We start from the raw sequence: 14,921 nt of genomic DNA on the forward strand, positions 1-14,921 counted from the left end.
TCCCTTTCGAGTTGGTTGACCCCACCACCGTGTGGTGAGGCGTGCGGGGCCGGTGAATCAGTCGCCGGCGCCGGTCGTCTGTTCCTGGAGCCGGCGGGACAGCTCGATCCGCTGGACCTTCAGCGTGGCGGTCCGGGGCAGCTCGGCCTGCGGGATCTGGACCGGGTCGGCGAGCTGGGGGAATTCGGCGACGGCCGTGCGCCAGCGCTCCCGGTCCAGCGGCTTGTCGTCGTGCGTGCAGATCACCGGGACCGGCTCGGACTTCGGACCCCGCACCACGACGAGCTCGCTCAGCTCCCGCAGCCGGCTCAGCACCACGTCCTCGACCTCCAGGGAGCTGCGCACCCCGGGGATCATGTCCACTTCCCGGTCGAGCATGTGCAGACACCCCAGCCGGGTGCGGTAACCGACGTCGCCGGTCCGCCACCAGTTCCCGTGCCGGTTCTCGTCGTACCGGTCCTGCTCGGCGAAATAGGTCTTCGCCAGCCCGTTCCACGCGACCTCGATGAAGCCCGGGTTCTTCTTGGACGGCGGCTTGCCGTCCCGGCTCACCACGCGGACCTTCGCGCAGCCCGGCATCGAGAAGCCGACGCAGCGCCCGTTCGCCCGGTGCGCGGAGTTGCGGAAGTAGGGGCGGCCGACGGCCGGGCCCACCTCGCTCTGCCCATAGATCTGGAAGAACAACGCCCCGCGCCGCTCGGACGACTTGAGCAGCCGGCTCATCGTTCCGGGATGGATCGCGTCGAACGTGCTGCTGAAGTACTTCACCGACGCGAACGGCTTTCGCGGATCGTCGGCCAGCCCCTCCCACTCCATCAGCGAGTTGGGAAGGGCCTCGATGAATCCCGGCCGGTTCTTGAGGAACAGCTCGGCGACCTCGTCCGGATCGGACTCGTTCATGAGCAGCACCGGCATTTCCTTGAGGAGTGCCAGAGCCATCGCCGCGAACATCCGCGAATGAACGAAGGAAATGTGGATCGCGACGGTCTCCCGCTTCCGCATCAACGACAGGAGCCGCCATTGCGGCATGAGCCGCTGGCCCATGCTCCGAAAGGTGTGCACGACGAGCTTGGGCAGTCCCGTGGTGCCGGACGTGTGGGTGATCTTCGCGGGCTCGTCCTGCGGCCGGAACACCGCCTCGACCCGCGGGGATCCGGCGAGTTCGGTGAGCGATTCCGCGCCCGGCCTGCTTCCGGACACGATCAGCACCCGCTTGGTCAGGTCCGTCAGCGGGACGTCGGCCAAGGTGTCGAGCTTGCGCACGTCGGTGAGCAGAGACGGCTGATCCAGCCGGTTGAGCAGGGCGCCGATGGTCGCGGCGTCCAGGGCGGGCGACAGCATGACGGGAACCGCTCCGATGCGCGCCGCCGCGGTGGCGAGCACCCAGACATCGGAGTTGGCGGACTTGTGGATCACGATGTGCTCGCCGGAGCGCACCCCGGCCGCCCACAGCCGCGCCGACAGGTCGTCCACGTGGTCGGCGAGCTCGGCCACCGTCAGGCGCCGTCCCGCCTCGGGGAGGACGTCCAGATCGTGATCAAGAGTGATCAGCGTCGAACCGTTTATGGCTGCGGCCTTCTCCGGCACCGTGCCGAAGTAAAGGCCGTTCTCCCGTATCGATTTGTAGACTGCGGAGCCCTTCATCGAGACTGTCTCCTTTGTGGTGATCGATGGATATTCGGGCTGTCGCGGCTCGGTGGCGCGCGAGGACGCGATCGGCGGGCGTCATCCACGCGTGACCGTGTGACCGGCGTGACCTCACACAACGCGGGGCCACGTCGTCGTACTGCTGACCGGATCGGCTTCCCGCCGGCCCGCCCGGCCATCCGCACGCGGGACCGCCGATCGCCACCTCGGACGTCGAAGGGGCCGGTGGCGCCATGCCACCGACCCCGTCCGAACAAAAGAAGAGGACCCACTCATGGATCCCGTGAACGCCACGATCATCTACTACAGCGCCACCGGCACCGTGCACGCCCTGGCGCGGGCCGCCACCGAGGGCGCGGAGAAGGCGGGCGCGCGCGTGCGGCTGCGCAAGGTCGCCGAAACGGCCGCGCCGGAGGCGATCGGCGCCCGGCCGGAGTGGGAACGGCACATACGGGACACCGCCGATGTCGCCGAGGCCGCCCCCGACGACCTGGCCTGGGCCGACGTGGTGCTGTTCGGCACGCCCACCCGTTTCGGCAACCCGGCCAGCCAGCTCCGGGCGTTCATCGAGAGCGTGGGCGGCCTGTGGTTCGAGGGCAGGCTCGCCGGCAAGGTGTACTCCGCCTTCACGGCGTCCAACACCGCCCATGACGGCCAGGAGTCCACCCTCCCCCAGACTCCGCCCGGGAGGTACCCCCAGCGCTGGCGAACACCTTCTACCACTGGGGCGGCATCATCGTGCCGCCCGGCTACACCGACCCCGTCGAGTTCCGGACGGGCAACCCGTACGGCACCTCCCACGTGGCCGGCGACGGCCCGCCCGGTGAGGTGGTCCTGAAGGCGGCCCACTACCAGGCCCGGCGTGCCGTCGACACCGCGGCGGCGCTGAAGGCCGGCCGCGCCGCCTGACCCGGCGGGCCCCGGGCACCAGCCCGGGGCCCGCCGGCCGGGAACGTTCTCCGTCGCCTAGGGCCTGTATCGAGTTCCCGGTCGGATCAGCCCGCGGCGTCAGACGCGGTGCCCCCCCAGGCCCTTGGGGGCCTGGGAGGTACCCCCAGCAAGGCACCGGATCGCAGCTCATACCCGGCCGTATTCGCGCGATTCGGCTGGGGGCACCTCCCAGACGGAGTCTGGGGGAGCGGCGAGGTGCCGTGACTGGCGTCGCGGGCCCGGGCGGGAACTCGATACAGGCCCTAGTGAACGGCGAGCGCGGATGCCTCCGGCAGGCGGCCGGCGGCCTCGGTGGCCACCGCGAGCACACCGCTCAGCCAGGGGGCGTACCGGTCCGGGTGGTCACCCAGGTCCGCGCGCAACTGGTCCGGCGCCAGCCAGCGGACGTCGGCCACCTCGGCCGGGTCCAGGCGCAGTGGCGGGTCCACCGGCATCCGGCCGACCACGACGTGGTCGTACTCGTGCTCGACCCGGCCGGTCGCCGGGTCCTCGGCCCGGTACAGGTACACGCCCGCCTCGCGCAGCGTCACCTCCCGCACCCCGATCTCCTCGATCAGCCGCTGGGCGGCGGCGTCGGACACGGTCCCCCCGGGCACCGGGTGACCGCAGCAGGCGTTGGCCCAGCGCAGCGCGAACCGCGTCTTCTCGGCGGCCCGTTGCTGCACCAGGACGCGGCCCAAGTCGTCCAGCAGCATCACCGAGAACGCCCGGTGCAGCCGGCCCGGCGCGGTGTGCGCCTCGGCGACCGTGCAGGAACCGGTGGCGGCACCGTCCGTGCCGACCAGCTCCACCAGCTGCGCTTCCCGAGTAACCATGGCGGGTCACCTGCCTCCCGTGAACCGGGCGGCTGCTGCGAGCCGGCCGGAGATGAATACCTTCGGCATACCCATGCCCGAAAAGGACCGGACAGGACCTGGGCGAAACATTACGCGGGTTCTTCGACGGAGTCGGACAGCAGCATGAGGTTCAGGATATGCGGCTGCCATTGATAGTAGGACTGGAGCTTGTTGTATTCCCCGTCGGGCCCGGACGTGACGGCGTAGACGAACCTGCGGTCGGCCGCACTGGGCGCGTAGGGAGCGTTCTTGATGAACTGCTCGATTGTGGGTTCGATATGAACAGGAAGCGCCAGCGGATCCGGGGTCATCACGGCAAAAGTGATCCGCTCGACGTTCAGGGAGTCCCACCCCAGGGTGACGTAGATACCGAACGCCAGCTCGCCCAGCTTGAGCATCTGCTCGCTCGGCTCCGGCAGTTCGAGCTCGTCGAGCATCGAGAGGATGGCCTTCCGCTCGAAGCACTCGGCCGGCGGCTCACCGAAGTACACGTTCAGCGTCCGGCTTCGGTGGTCGATCCCGATCAGGCTCCCCTTGTCCTCCAGCCCGTGGCGGGCGAAGAAGCCGACGTTCTCGGCCAGGCTGCGCGGCATGGACGGGATACCGGCGAGCTCCCCCAGATGCTGCATGTTGTCCGGGGGGAAGAACGACCAGGTCTTCTTGAAGCCGCCGACGACGCCGAAGTCAATGCCGTAACAGTCGACGGGGAACCGTTCGTGGATATCCGAGAGCAGGGAGCCGACGGGATGATCCGTCTCCGGGTGGAGGCCGTTCGAGATGGCCACGGCGAGCGGGTCCATCTCCCTGGGCAGCATCGTGAAGCGGCAGTCGAGCTCTCCCGCGCGACGCGCGCCGGTCGCCGCCCGGAAAGCGATCACGGACTGAGCAAGACCATCCTGGTACGCGGTCAGAATGGGCCAGACCTTGTCACGTGAACAGGGCACATCCAGTAGCCGCGCCGCTTCCTCGATGGCCGAGTAATAACCTGCCAAGTCAGCGGTCTCGGGCATTCATCCTCCAAGTGTCAGTCTGAGTGCGTCGGCGAGCTCGCTACCGGGCGAAGACCAGGGTGGCCGGCGACGGTGTCGGGTGGAACGAGATGTCCTCGAAGCCGGCCTTGGCGAGCCAGTCCTGGTAGTCGGCCCGCCGCCAGGTCCCGCCCTGCTTGCTCTTGAGCAGCATCTCGGCGGCGAAGATCAGCGGGAACGGCGGGCCGCCGCGGTCGTCGTCGACGATGAAGTCGCAGACGACCAGGGTGCCGCCGGGCTTGAGGGCGCCCCGGAGCTTGCTGAACAGCGCCACGTTGTCCTCCGGCCCCTCCTGGTGGGCGATGTGGGAGTACACGGCGACGTCGTGGGCGGCGGTGCCGAAGCCGGTGGTGTGGAAGTCACCGTCGACGCAGGTGAAACGGTCCCCCACGCCTCGCTCGGCCACCATCCGGCGGGCGATCGCGTTGATCGGCGCCCAGTCGAGCTGGGTGGAGCGGGCGGCCGGGTTGAGCCCGAGCCAGATGGCCGAGTAGATGCCCGAGCCACCGCCCACGTCCAGGATCGAGATCTCCCCGGCGTCCGCCAGCCCCAGCAGCTCGGCCGCGACCGTCGCCACGGGAACGGACTGCCCGGCGATGGCCGGGACCACCTGCGCCCAGTGAGGGTTGTCGGCCACCTCCACCGTCGCGTCGGCCACCGGCCCCCCGGCGCGGACCACCTCGGGCAGGGCCGCCAAGTCGCCCATCTGGGCCAGCTTGAGCGTGGCGAAGGTGCTCAGACAGGTGGGCCGGCCCTCGACCAGGAACGTGGCCGCCTCCTCGGTGTTGCGGTACGTGCCGTCGTCCAGCTTGACCAGCCCGAGACTGACGAGCCCGTCGAGCAGCGTCTGCGCGCCCCGCTCGGATATCCCGGCCCGGGCGGCCAGTTGCCCGGCGGTCTCCGCGCCCGCGTCGAGGTGGGTGAACAGCGAGTGGCTCGCCGCCGCGCCGAGGATGCCGGTGGCCCAGTAGCCGTTGATGAGCTGCATAATCCGGCCGGGCGTCGGTTGGTTGTTGTTCATGCTGCCCTTCCTAGGCGCCGTGCGGGCGCGCGTGGGTCTTGAGCGCGGAACGCAGGACCTCGGCGACCCGTTCGACCTGGTTCATGCTGAGCTCGGCGTGCATCGGGATGGCGAGATTGCGCTCGAAGAGATCCGCCGAGACCGGGCACGTCTGCTTCGTCTCATAGACGGGCTGCAGGTGGGACGCCCACGTGCCGTGCCCGCAGCCGACGCCCTGGGCGCGCAGGTCGGCGGCGACCGCCGCCCTGTCCACGCCCGGATCCAGCGTCACCATGTACGACTGCCAGGCGTGGGTCCGGTCCTGTGGCACGTGCGGCAGCGTGATCAGTTCCTCGTCGGCGAGCAGTTCGGCGTAGCGCGCCGCGACGGCGCGCCGACGGCCCAGCAGCTCGTCGATCCGGCCTATCTGCACCTGGAGGATCGCGGCGGCGATGTCCGACAGCTTGTAGTTGAAGCCTATTTCGGTAAACACCGGGATCGGCAGGCCGACTACTTGTGCCTGATCGAAGATGCTTCCGATACCGAACGACGACCGGATGCGCGCATCCGCCGCGAGCGCCGGGTCCTCGGTGAGCAACGCCCCGCCCTCGCCGCTGGTGGCTCCCTTGCGTCCGTGGAAGGACAGGCAGGCCACCGGCGCCAGCGCACCCGCCTCGCGCCCCTGGTACGTCGCGCCCACTGCGCAGGCGGCGTCCTCGACGACGAACAGTCCATGGCGGTCCGCGATCGACTTCAGCTCCGCGTAGTCCGCGGGGAGACCGACTGTGTCCACCGCGATCACGCCCACCGTTCGCGGGCCGATCAGATCCGCCACCGCCTGGGGGTCCACGGTGCCGGTGTCGGCGCGCACGTCGGCGAAGACGGGGACCGCGTCGACGTAACGCACCGCGTGGGCGGGGGCCGGGAACGTGTAGTCGGCGACGATCACTTCGTCGCCCGGCCGCACGCCCAGCGCCAGCAGCGCCAGGTGGAGCGCGGCGCCGCAGTTGCTCACCGCGACCGCGCCACCGACGCCGTAACGCTGAGCCAGCTCCGCCTCCAGCGCCTTGCCCCGCGGGCCCTGACCGGCCGGCCAGCCCGACGCGAACACCTCGGCCACTGCTGCCAGTTCCTGCTCGCCCAGACTTGCGTGAACCTGGGGAATCATGTCCATCGAGGTCACCTTCCGCTCGGTTCGTAGCGAAGCGGCGTGATCTGGCTGACGTCATAACGGTCGCGCAGCTCCTGCACGGCCTCGGGATCCACCGACTGGCCGGCCGAGAAGATCTCCACGATCTCCTCGAAGTAACGCTCGTGATCGGGCGACGGGTAACTCTGAAAAAGCATGCGCGCCGGCTTGTCGGTGGAATTACGGAACGCGTGCGGACAGCCGGGCGGAACGAACATGCAACTCCCCGCGCCCGCGCGGACGACGCGATCCCCCTCGGCGGACTCCCAGTCGTGCCAACTGTCCTCGGTGCGTTTGACCGGCTCGAACGCCAGGAGGTCCAGCTCTCCTTCCAATATGTAGAAGAGCTCCTGCGAGCGGTGATGAGTGTGCGCTCCGACGTCGAAGCCGGGCGGCACCACCACCTCGAAGCACGATGTGGCGGCGCCGTCCGCCGCGGTGACCTTGAAGGTGACTTCCTGCGCCTTGGTGATCAGCTTTCGACCCTGGCCGGCTGGGACAATAAGGCCGCTCATGCCCTTCGTTTCCTTGTCGTCTGTGCGAAATCCCGCTGAAGGTGGGGCGGTGACGCGCCCCGTCGGAGTCAATCTCTGTGCGTGGGCGCGTCAACGGCCCATCTGCCGAGCGCCATTTCCGCGGTGATGCCGGGGCCGAATCCCGCGATCACGCCGGTGGCACCCGCCATCGGCGGGTCCTCCTCGAACAGCCTGCGCAGCGCGTCGAGTACGACCGCGCTGGCGATGTTGCCGTATTCGGTGAGAGTGGCCCAGCTATGGCGGAACACCTTGCGGTCGACATCGAGGAACTTGCCGAGATCGTCGAGAATCCGCGGACCGCCGGCGTGCACGATGTAGAAGCCCAGGTTTCTGACGTCCCAGCCGTGCTCACCGGCGAGGTCACGCATCACCGGGGCGAGCGGCTCCATCGTTCCGGGCACCCGGCGATCCAGTTGGAAGTGGAAGCCCGTGTCCCGCACGGCGTAGGAAATCCAGTCCTCGGTGTTCGGAATGAGATACGAGGAGTTGCGTTCCAGCTCTATGCCGGTGCCACCGCTGCCCCGCACGACGGCCGCCGCGACGGCGTCACCGAACAACCCGTCGGACAACAGCGATCCGACGCCGTCGTCCTCCGGCTGGTAACACAGGGAGCACAGTTCGCAGGAGACGATCAGAACGTTGCTCTCGGGGTAGGCCGTGCAGAAATCGTGAGCCCGGTTGATCGCCGCGCCACCGGCCGCGCAGCCCAGTTGCGCGATGGGTATCTGCCGGGTGTCGGATCGGAATCCCATGGTGTTGATCAGCCATGCGGTCAGCGAGGGCATCAGAAACCCGGTGCACGACACATAGATGATCGCGTCAATGTCCTGGGCCGCGACGCCGGCGTTGGCCAGGGCTTGATCGATGACCTCGGGGCACCGCTTCTTGGATTCCATCTCATAGATGCGGTTGCGTTCCTCGAAGCCCGGGTGGCGAAGCGTTTCCTCGATGGGCTGCACGATGTGCCGCTTCCGCACACCGGTGTTCTGGATCAAACGAAGCGCTAAAGGAAGCTGCGGCTTACCGGAATGGGCCTTCTCGGCGAATTCCAGAGTCTCTTCCATGGTGATGACATATTCCGGCACACTCACCGACGGCTTGCATAGCCTTGGCATGTCTAGAATCCACTTTCTGTAGAGTCATCTGCCTTTGGTGCGGAAAATCTCTCTCGCAGTCTCCCGACACTGCCGAGCGGGGGTCGGGCTCGGGCTCGGGGAACGCCGGTCCGTCGCGTCCCGCTGGCTGTGGGCGTGGTGCGACGTGGCGTCCGATGGAGGCACCGGCGGCCGGACGGGAGAATCCTGTCCGGCTTGGGTGGATTTGACGTGATGAGCTGCCGCTGCTCGGCGTTGCCGACGGTGAAGAGGAGCAGCGGGACAGGTCCGATGTGGTTCGGAGCGCGGCATGCGGTCTCCGCATTCGCCGGAAACCAGGCGAATGCCGTCCGGGCGCCAAGCGCACGGCGAAGGGACCTGAGAATGAGCCGGCGCCATGAAGGCGGACTCCGGGGTGTGATTATATGTATATATTCTTCGTCACCTCGGTGTCAAGGTCACCCAGGGCCAACTCCAGGGCAGACGCTGAGGGTTGGCCGGGCGACGGCCGGCGCCGGGCGGCCGGGCGGAGCCGGACGCCGGCGGACACCTGGGTGGTGACTAGCGTTCTTCCTTGATTAACTGGTCAAGGGTGGCCGTGACATCGGCGGGGTGGTAGTAAGCGCGGCCGGTCTCGGTGTAACGGCGCCATTGGTACTGATGGGCATAACGGTAGATAGTGCCTTTGGGAATGCGCCAGACGGAGGCAATGTCATCGGCTGTCAGGCCGGCCATCGCGGTTTCGCGATTCAAGCACTCTCTCCTTGGCTTCTCTGTATCTGGCGGGCGAGCCTTGTCCACCACGTGGCCGGCCAGGAATGACCGGGGGAAACGGTGCACACGATTTCGGAGGGAAGAAGATCGCCGCGGGGGCGTATGAGGGCGACCAGCTCGCCGTCGCAGTCGCCGTCGGGACAGTAACCAATGGGCACGCGTCGGACGTTGTGGGGATACGCGACGTTGCGCGCGGTTCGCGTGAGGTTCCGGATTTCCTCCGCCGCATCACCCGCGGCGGGGTGGCGGATCAGCCAATCGACATGCCGGCTCAGGAATCTGGCGAGCGCGGAGATGTCCCGGTCCGGGGGCTCCAACCGGCGCTCGTCGGCGACGAGACCGGCCCAGGATGCCAGAACCGTACGAATAGCGGACCGTATTTCGGCGGCGGCAGGATTTATCGAGTCGGCGGTGGCACTCTTCCGGGGGGTCTTCCGTATCACGCGCACCACATCGGGGCCCGCGGCCCTGTTGCAATCGCCGTACAGGGCGGGCAAATTCAGCAGGTCATTGATCAGCCGGTCGCGACACGCCACGCATAAAAACGATCCGGGGCCGGCTCTGCCGGGCTCCTCTCCCGCACTTCGACATGAGGCGGCTTGACACAGCTCGCGTCCTGCCAACGTTCCCCCTCCAGCGTGAATGTCCCCGGCTGGTCAACCGGGGACTCGTGCTGTACGCCCCCTGGCACGCGGGAGAATGTGCGGGACGCTGGCATGCGATTTGGACCGTACAACGGCCGTTAACTCGCCGCGCGTGGAAGGCTGGTCCACGATCTTCGAGACTGATAGCACTCGTCAAGGGGGTTCAGGCATCCGTCACTGTGAGTGTCGCGCGACTACGTCTGCGTGACGTGATCTCGCCGCTCCGGTTGGTGATATGCGGAGCTTTCATGTGAATAGACCGCCGATTTACGGTCGTTGGCGGACAGTCGTGATGAGCCGACCGCGCGGGCCATGTTGCCACAGGTGAAGTGACAGTGAATGACACCCGGCTGACGCGCGGGCAGCAGTGTGGCCGCAGACTCTCCCCATGACCGACGCCCAAGCCGTTCTCGCGGGGTACGTCCTGGCCCTCCCCGCCCCGCGCGAGATTTACCAGAATTCACAATTGGTGCCGGCCCACTTCATCACGGTCAGCCGATGCCTGAACCCGGCGGATCGGTCCACCACCCGCACCGGACTCGACGCGCGGCCCCGCCTGCTGGCAGTCGGCATGCTTCCGGACGACGCACGGGAATTGCTGGACGAAATGACGGACACCTTCGCCGCCCCCGACGAACCCGGGTCCGACGTCGCCAACCCCCTGAAGCTGCTGCCCTCGGGAGCGCCCATGCCCGCCGACTGCCGCCTCCTCGGATTCGAGGTGGTGGGCGTGGGATGGGCGATGTCGGAGTTTCACTCCTGGCTCTGCCACAGCTATGAAAGGGAAGTCGAGGAACAACTGGGGATTCGACCGAACGCCGTGGGACTTCTCGACACCCATGAGAACGCGACCAGAATCCGCGACTGGATGGAGGAGCAACCACCCGAGAACGCACCGGAGCCGGTGTTCTGGACGGTGGTGGCCGTCGCGGAAATCGCCGAGCTTCCTCTCGCCTAAAGGGTCTGGAAGTACCGCTTGACGGCGCGCAGCACCGGGACGTTCGCCTGCTGTTGTCCTTGACCCTGAGCGGGAGGAGGAAAGGGAGAGCGGCGGCGACCAGCCACAGACCGACTGCTACCCGGCCGGCACCGGCTGGACTGTCCTCGGCAAGAACATCGGCACCACGGAACAGACCCTGCGGGCCGTCGTCTGTACCGTCCCCTGACGGCGCCGGCCCCGTTGACTCGCCGGGGGTGGCCCCGCATCCGAGCCACCCATCTCCCGGTACCACCGGCCCCCATGCGCCGACCGGGGCGGTGGATAGATTCGGCCGACGGCCGACGTCTGAGTCATGACCGACCAACGACAGACCCCTTGGAGGGTTCATGACCGGACAATTGACGCTCAGGCGCGCCCTGTTCGGCGGCGCCGCTGCCGCCGCCGCGATGGTGGTGCTCCTCCCGCAGGGAGCCCAGGCCGGCGGGATGGACCTGATCGAGGTCCGGCCCTACGAGCGTGTGGTGATCAATGACGACTTCGTGATGGGGCTGCTGCCCGAGGGCGACCAGAACTACGTGGTCTCCTCCCCGGAGTACTTCGATGAGGACATCCAGGCCGCCAAGCACTACCCCGGCAGCGACATACGCCCCAACAGCGTCGGTGCCGGTGTCTACGGCGAGGACGGCGAGATCACCCTGATCGAGGGCGTCTGGCGGCTGGACGAGGGCGTGCCGTTCATCGCGGTCACCCCGGAAGGTGAGGAGTGGGGCTACGCCGCACAGCCGGTGGCGCTGAAGAACGAGGACGGCTGGGGCACCTTCTACTTCGATCCCGCCCAATGGGAGGAGATCGACGGCGTCGACACATACACCATCACCGCGACCGACAGGGACGGCGAGGTGTTCAGCGAGTTCGAGGTCTCCCTCGGCCGCTGACGATTCCCATGACTCGTGCACCCGAAGCCCACGACGCCGACTTCAGGACCTTCGCGGTCAGCCGGTGGCCCCGGCTGCTGCGGACCGCGTACCTGTTGACCGGCCATCACCACGACGCGGAGGATCTGGTCCAGTTGGCGCTGGTCAGGGCCTACGCGCGTTGGGAGCGTGTGACGCAGGCGACCGATCCGGACGCCTACGTGTGGCGGATCATGATCAACGTCAATCGCGACCGGATTCGTGGGCTGCGGGTGCCCGAGTGGCTGACCTCCCGGTTCCCGGAGCAGACCGTCCGGGACCGGGTCGACCACGTCCTTGCCCGGGACGTGCTGATGGCCGCGCTGCAACGGCTCCCGCCGCGGCAGCGCGCCGCCGTCGTGCTGCGTTACGTCGAGGACCGGACCGAGACCGAGGTCGCCGCGCTGCTCGGCATCCGGGTGGGAACGGTGCGCAGCCGGTCGGCGCGCGGCCTGGAGAAACTGCGCGCCGACCCGGCGGTCCGGGACCTGCGCGCGCCGGAGGCAGGACAGGAGGTGAGGATCCGTGCGGGAGCTCGTTGAGGAACTGCGCCGGGCAGCGGCGACAACGACGGCCGGGCCGGCGCCGGTGGAGGAGATGATCCGCCGGGGCCGCGCGCTCCGGTTCCGCCGCCGGATGGCGGCGGCGGGCGCGGGAACGGCGGGCGTGCTGGCGGCGGGCCTGGCATGGCTGGGTTCGGCCGAAGCGGGCCCCGCCGCCCCCGACGACGCGGCACCACCCGCGGCCACGCACGAGGTGGCGCTCCCGAACGGCGACGACAGCGGCGCGCCGGTGGAGGTACGGCCCTACGAGCGCCACGTGATCAACGACGGCCTTGTGCTGGGGCTGCTGCCCGAGGGCGACCAGAACTACGTGATCTCCCTCCCGGAGTACTTCGACGAGGACATCGAGGCCAACAAGCACCTCCCTGGCAGCAACATCGACCCCGACAGCATCAGTGCCGGCTACCGGGAGGACACCGGCGCGGTCGTGCTGGTCGAGGGCGCCTGGCGGCTGGACGAGACGCCGTCGCGGATCGTGGTCGCGCCCGAGGGCCAGGACGTCACCTATCCGGCCACCGTGGTCACGCTGGCGGGGGAGTCGGGCTGGGGCGTCTTCTATCTCGACGTCAGCCATCACCCGGACTTCGCTCTCGATTTCCAGGTCATCGCCTACGGCGCGAACGGCGAGGCGATCGCCGAGATCCCCGTGACCGACCCCGGATAAGCCCATGGCCGGTGCCCGAATCGGTTCGGACAGCACGACCGGCCCACTCGGCCTGACGCTGCCGGAGTTCGCCCCGGTGCCGTGACCTCACAGCCCCGGGGACCTCATACAGCCGGCCGCTCGGAGCCGCCGAAGGGAGACCCGGTACCGGGCTACGACAGTCGGTCGGTGCCGCCGTGGACCAGGCCCGTCTGGTAGGCGATGACGACGAGTTGCGCCCGGTCGCGGGCCTCCAGCTTCGTCATGGCGCGCTGCACGTGGGCGCGGACGGTGAAGGGGCTGAGGAACATCCGCTCGGCGATCTCCTGGTTGGACAGGCCGGTCGCGACCAGGGCCACCATCTCGCGTTCGCGCGGGGTGAGCACGGCGAGTTGTTCGGGGCGGTGCGACGGGGCGTCGTCCGGTGTGGCCAGGAAACGGGCGACCAGGGAGCGGGTCGCGGCGCGGGACAGCAGAGTGTCGCCGGCGGCGATCGTGCGCACGGCGTCCAGCAGCTCCTCGGCCCCGATGCCCTTGCCGATGAAGCCGCTGGCCCCCGCGCGCAGCGCCTGCGCGACGTACTCGTCGGTCTCGTACGTGGTGAGGATCAGGATGCGGCTGGCACGCAGCTCCGGGTCCGCGCAGATCTGGGACGTGGCGGTGAGACCGTCCACCTCGGGCATGCGGATGTCCATGATCACCACGTCCGGGCGCAGCTCCTTGGTGAGTCTCACCGCCTCCCCGCCGTCGGTGGCCTCGCCAACCACGGTGATGTCGTCGGCACTGTCGAGAAGCATCCGGAAGGCGCCGCGCAGCAGGGCCTGGTCGTCGGCGAGCAGCACCCGGAGCGTCACGGCGCATCCCCGGCCTCTCCGTCGGTCCTTCGCCTCGTGTCCCTGGCGGGCGGGAGGGGTAGCCGGGTGGAGACGAGGAAACCGCCCTCGGGGCGCCTGCCCGCGGCGAGGTGTCCCCCGACCGCCGTGGCACGTTCACGCATCCCGATCAGGCCGAAACCGGGCGGACGGTCCGGTGCCGTGGACGCGGTCGGTCCCGTGGACGCGGTCTGTGCCGTACGAGCGGCGCCCTCTCCGTCGTCGGCGACGGTGATGGTCACGCGATCGCGGTCCCAGACGACGCGCACCCGGGCGCTGCCGGTACGGGCGTGCTTGGTCACGTTGGTCAGGGCCTCCTGGACGATGCGGTAGGCGGTGAGGTCCACTCCCGGCGGCAGCGGCCTGGCCGTGCCCTCCTGGTGCACCGACACCTCAAGACCCGCGCGGCGGAAGGAGTCGAGGAGCGTGGGAAGCCGGGACAGTCCGGGCGCCGGATCGGCGGGCGCGGGCGCGTCCCCGGACTGACGCAGCAGACCGACCGTGGCCCGCAGGTCGTCGAGGGCGTTGCTGGTGGTCTCGACGAGTTCCTTCAGGCTCTTGCGGGTCTGCTCCGGGCGGACGTCGAAGAGGTGGGCGGCGACCGTGGCCTGAGCGTTGGCCAGGGTGATCTGATGGGCCACCAGGTCATGAAGTTCCCGTGCGATGCGCACCCGTTCCTCGGCCACTCTCCGGCGCGCCTCGCTGTCCCTGCTCTCCTCGGCCCGCCGGGCCCGCTCCTCCACGGCTGCCAGGTAGGCCCGCCGGTTGTGCGCCGAGCGCCCGAGTACACCGGCCACCAGCGGGAACGCCGCCACCGAGCCCATCCTGCTCGCGTCCTGCCACGAGAGGTTCTCGAACCAGGGGGTGGTGGCGAGCAGCAGCGCCGCGGAGGCGAGCGACACCATGGTCGCCGCGCGCCGTTCGGTGCGCGCGTTCAGCGCGTAGGAGTAGGCGGTGATCACGGCGGGGGCCATGATGGGCGGGCTCAGCAGAAGGCCCAGGGGCGGCACCAGCAAGCCGGCCGCGGTCGTGGCCGCCAGGGCGGTCAGGGGCGCCCGGTGCCGCACCGGCAGCACGGCACAGGACAGCACGGCGACGAGGTAGGCGGCGGCGGGCGGCGGTGACAGCGTGTCGTCGACCTGCACCACGCCGCCGAGCAGACAGAGCACGAACGCCGTCGCCGTGATCGCTCCCTCTCGCCGCCACGTGCCGCGTGGTCGCCGGCCACCGCCACCCGTGTTCGTCATGGCC

General features: G+C 68.9%; 15 protein-coding genes and 1 pseudogene. 5 read left to right on the forward strand and 11 right to left on the reverse strand.

The features are described from left to right. Positions 1 to 57 precede the first annotated feature (57 nt). Positions 58 to 1,644: a class I adenylate-forming enzyme family protein gene (locus RM590_RS20290; protein WP_311706066.1), complete on the reverse strand. Its 1,587-nt coding sequence runs from the start codon at positions 1,642 to 1,644 to the stop codon at positions 58 to 60. 277 nt (positions 1,645 to 1,921) lie between these two features. Here RM590_RS20290 and wrbA point away from each other — a divergent pair. Further along, positions 1,922 to 2,556: pseudogene (gene wrbA, locus RM590_RS20295) on the forward strand (NAD(P)H:quinone oxidoreductase type IV). Positions 2,557 to 2,840: 284 nt separating this feature from the next. Here wrbA and idi read toward each other — a convergent pair. The 8 genes from idi to RM590_RS20335 all read right to left on the reverse strand — a co-directional run bounded on the left by idi (position 2,841) and on the right by RM590_RS20335 (position 9,591). Further along, complete coding sequence (gene idi / locus RM590_RS20300) at positions 2,841 to 3,413, reverse strand: isopentenyl-diphosphate Delta-isomerase (protein WP_311706067.1); 573 nt, start codon at positions 3,411 to 3,413, stop codon at positions 2,841 to 2,843. 110 nt (positions 3,414 to 3,523) lie between these two features. Next, entirely contained in the window at positions 3,524 to 4,444 is a 921-nt protein-coding gene (locus RM590_RS20305) for an aromatic prenyltransferase (RefSeq protein ID WP_311706068.1), read from the reverse strand. 40 nt (positions 4,445 to 4,484) lie between these two features. Continuing rightward, complete coding sequence (locus RM590_RS20310; RefSeq protein WP_311706069.1) at positions 4,485 to 5,483, reverse strand: class I SAM-dependent methyltransferase; 999 nt, start codon at positions 5,481 to 5,483, stop codon at positions 4,485 to 4,487. 10 nt (positions 5,484 to 5,493) lie between these two features. After that, positions 5,494 to 6,636 carry a DegT/DnrJ/EryC1/StrS family aminotransferase gene (locus RM590_RS20315; protein WP_311706070.1) on the reverse strand — a complete coding sequence of 381 codons (1,143 nt, stop codon included), beginning with the start codon at positions 6,634 to 6,636 and terminating at the stop codon, positions 5,494 to 5,496. Between the two features lie 5 nt (positions 6,637 to 6,641). Continuing rightward, positions 6,642 to 7,166 carry a cupin domain-containing protein gene (locus RM590_RS20320; RefSeq protein WP_311706071.1) on the reverse strand — a complete coding sequence of 175 codons (525 nt, stop codon included), beginning with the start codon at positions 7,164 to 7,166 and terminating at the stop codon, positions 6,642 to 6,644. 68 nt (positions 7,167 to 7,234) lie between these two features. Then, a complete protein-coding gene (locus tag RM590_RS20325) occupies positions 7,235 to 8,302 on the reverse strand; it encodes a type III polyketide synthase (RefSeq protein WP_311706072.1) in 1,068 nt (355 codons plus the stop codon). Between the two features lie 540 nt (positions 8,303 to 8,842). Beyond that, on the reverse strand, positions 8,843 to 9,034 hold the full coding sequence (locus RM590_RS20330; protein ID WP_311706073.1) for a hypothetical protein: 192 nt from the start codon (positions 9,032 to 9,034) through the stop codon (positions 8,843 to 8,845). Continuing rightward, a complete protein-coding gene (locus RM590_RS20335) occupies positions 9,031 to 9,591 on the reverse strand; it encodes a hypothetical protein (RefSeq protein WP_311706074.1) in 561 nt (186 codons plus the stop codon). The genes RM590_RS20330 and RM590_RS20335 overlap by 4 nt, the downstream gene beginning before the upstream one ends. A 496-nt stretch (positions 9,592 to 10,087) precedes the next feature. Between RM590_RS20335 and RM590_RS20340 the strand changes: the two genes are divergently transcribed. From RM590_RS20340 to RM590_RS20355, 4 genes are all read left to right on the forward strand, one after another. Next, positions 10,088 to 10,657 (forward strand): hypothetical protein, encoded by a 570-nt coding sequence (locus tag RM590_RS20340; RefSeq protein ID WP_311706075.1) that lies wholly within the window; start codon positions 10,088 to 10,090, stop codon positions 10,655 to 10,657. 368 nt (positions 10,658 to 11,025) lie between these two features. After that, positions 11,026 to 11,574 carry a hypothetical protein gene (locus RM590_RS20345; protein ID WP_311706076.1) on the forward strand — a complete coding sequence of 183 codons (549 nt, stop codon included), beginning with the start codon at positions 11,026 to 11,028 and terminating at the stop codon, positions 11,572 to 11,574. Positions 11,575 to 11,582: 8 nt separating this feature from the next. Beyond that, a complete protein-coding gene (locus RM590_RS20350) occupies positions 11,583 to 12,134 on the forward strand; it encodes a SigE family RNA polymerase sigma factor (RefSeq protein ID WP_311706077.1) in 552 nt (183 codons plus the stop codon). Further along, entirely contained in the window at positions 12,118 to 12,819 is a 702-nt protein-coding gene (locus tag RM590_RS20355) for a hypothetical protein (RefSeq protein WP_311706078.1), read from the forward strand. The genes RM590_RS20350 and RM590_RS20355 overlap by 17 nt, the downstream gene beginning before the upstream one ends. Positions 12,820 to 12,971: 152 nt before the next feature. Here the strand turns inward: RM590_RS20355 and RM590_RS20360 are convergent, their stop codons facing one another. Next, the gene (locus RM590_RS20360; protein ID WP_311706079.1) at positions 12,972 to 13,652 is read right to left on the reverse strand and encodes a response regulator transcription factor; all 681 of its coding nucleotides are present in this window, start codon (positions 13,650 to 13,652) and stop codon (positions 12,972 to 12,974) included. Next, positions 13,649 to 14,917 carry a sensor histidine kinase gene (locus RM590_RS20365; protein ID WP_311706080.1) on the reverse strand — a complete coding sequence of 423 codons (1,269 nt, stop codon included), beginning with the start codon at positions 14,915 to 14,917 and terminating at the stop codon, positions 13,649 to 13,651. The genes RM590_RS20360 and RM590_RS20365 overlap by 4 nt, the downstream gene beginning before the upstream one ends. Between the last annotated feature and the right edge of the window lie 4 nt (positions 14,918 to 14,921).

The sequence above is a fragment of the Streptomyces litchfieldiae genome (assembly GCF_031845365.1).
Lineage (GTDB): Bacteria > Actinomycetota > Actinomycetes > Streptomycetales > Streptomycetaceae > Streptomyces > Streptomyces litchfieldiae.